This is a genomic window from Psittacicella gerlachiana, assembly GCF_003585965.1.
Classification (GTDB): domain Bacteria; phylum Pseudomonadota; class Gammaproteobacteria; order Enterobacterales; family Psittacicellaceae; genus Psittacicella; species Psittacicella gerlachiana.
The window spans coordinates 1-1862 of record NZ_NRJF01000237.1; the positions used below are offsets into that span (position 1 = coordinate 1).

Here is a 1862-nt window from a genome sequence, read left to right on the forward strand (position 1 = left end):
GAGTATTAAATGTCTAATAAAAATACTAATTATACAAATCATGACTTAGATGTTAATATTCATGATAAAAATATTAACGTCACTGGAAATGCTGATATTCAAGCAAAAAAAACCGCAAGCGTACAAAATACTCAATTAAATGCCGGTAAGGGTGTAAACATTAAAGGCGGTAATGTTAAAATTGAGGGTAGTTCTATTATTTCAGGTGGTAATGTAGTAATAGGTGGCGGTAATGTTGTTTTAAATGGAGCAAGTATTTCTAGTAATGGTGATTTAGAAATTAACTCGCAAACAACAGAAGTTGTAAATAAAGTAGACCTTGAAGCAGCTAAAACCAAGTTAAAAAGCAATAATTTATCTTTAGCTGATAATGCTAATTTAACAATTAATACGAATGAGTATCAAGAAGAAGTTGCCCATAAAGAATTTGGTGAGAATGCAACTTTAACCGTAAAAGATAAAAAGTAATTTAAGAGTTATGCTTAAAAGTCATGTTCATATAATGGGCATGACTTTTACTTTTTTATCTTTTCTCTCCTTTTTGCTTACTATAAGGTGATATAATCATATAAAAATTATTGACCGATAATCTTCTAGTTAATATTTAGCTGTTTATTTAAATATTAACTAGCAGTATTGTTAACTCTTAATACACTATATTTATTAAAGTAATCATATGAAAATTAAAACTCGTTTTGCTCCTAGCCCTACAGGATTTTTACATATTGGCGGTGCTCGTACTTCATTATATTCTTGGTTATATGCTCGTCATAACGATGGAAAATTTGTTCTTCGAGTAGAAGATACCGATTTTGAACGTAACTCAGAAGAAGCTACGCATGCCATTATTGAAGCTATGGAATGGTTAGGAATGAACTATGATGAAGGTCCTTATTTCCAATCTAAACGTATGGATAGATATGCAGAAGTAATTGAGAAAATGTTAGCAGAAGGGACAGCTTATCGTTGCTACTGCTCTAAAGAACAGTTACAAGCTGATAGAGAAAGACAAGAAGAGAATAAAGAAAAGCCTAAATATGTAGGTCGTTGCCGTCATTTATCTCCACAAGAACAAGATTTAAGTGCACCTCATTGTATTCGTTTTAAAAATCCAGAAACGGGAGTGGTTACTTTTGATGATGCGATTCGTGGTGAAATTTCATTTAATAATGAAGAGTTAGATGATTTTATTATTGCGAGAACTGATGGTACGCCAACATACAACTTCTGTGTTGTGGTGGATGATTATGACATGGGGATTACTCATGTAATTCGTGGTGAAGATCATATTAATAATACTCCACGTCAAATTAATGTACTAGAAGCTATAGGAGCTCAAATTCCTACTTATGCTCATGTTTCAATGATTAATGGTTCTGATGGTAAAAAGTTATCTAAGCGTCATGGGGCTGTAAATGTAATGCAGTTTAAAGAAGATGGATATTTGCCTGAAGCGATTATTAATTATATTGCTCGTTTAGGATGGGGACATGGAGACCAAGAAGTATTTTCACGTGAAGAGCTAATTAAATATTTTGATATTAGCAATGTAAGTAAAAACCCTTCTTCATTTGACTATGCAAAATTAAATTGGTTAAATCAACATTACATGCGTGAGTTATCTGCAAAAGATTTAGCTGATAAAGTACGTCCTTTTGTTTCTTACGATGTAGATTCTAAAGCTACTGCGCCTTTTGCGCAAGTTGTAGAATTATTTGTAGATCGTTGTCATACCCTTAAAGAAATTGCTGAGCAAGTAGCTTATATTTATACTCCAGTAACGCAATTAGATGAAGTGGCTGCTAAAAAGCATCTAAAAAATCTTGAGGTGTTAGAACTATTAAAAGCTAAGTTATCTGCTG

2 protein-coding genes are annotated in these 1862 nt (G+C 32.3%); both read left to right on the forward strand.

All coding sequences use genetic code 11. The features are described 5' to 3' along the window. The first annotated feature begins 9 nt into the window (after positions 1 to 9). Complete coding sequence (locus CKF59_RS07090) at positions 10 to 468, forward strand: hypothetical protein (RefSeq protein WP_119535236.1); 459 nt, start codon at positions 10 to 12, stop codon at positions 466 to 468. A 208-nt stretch (positions 469 to 676) separates the two neighbouring features. Next, positions 677 to 1862, forward strand: a 1186-nt coding sequence (gene gltX / locus CKF59_RS07095) for a glutamate--tRNA ligase (RefSeq protein ID WP_119535237.1), incomplete at its 3' end; no start/stop codon positions are given.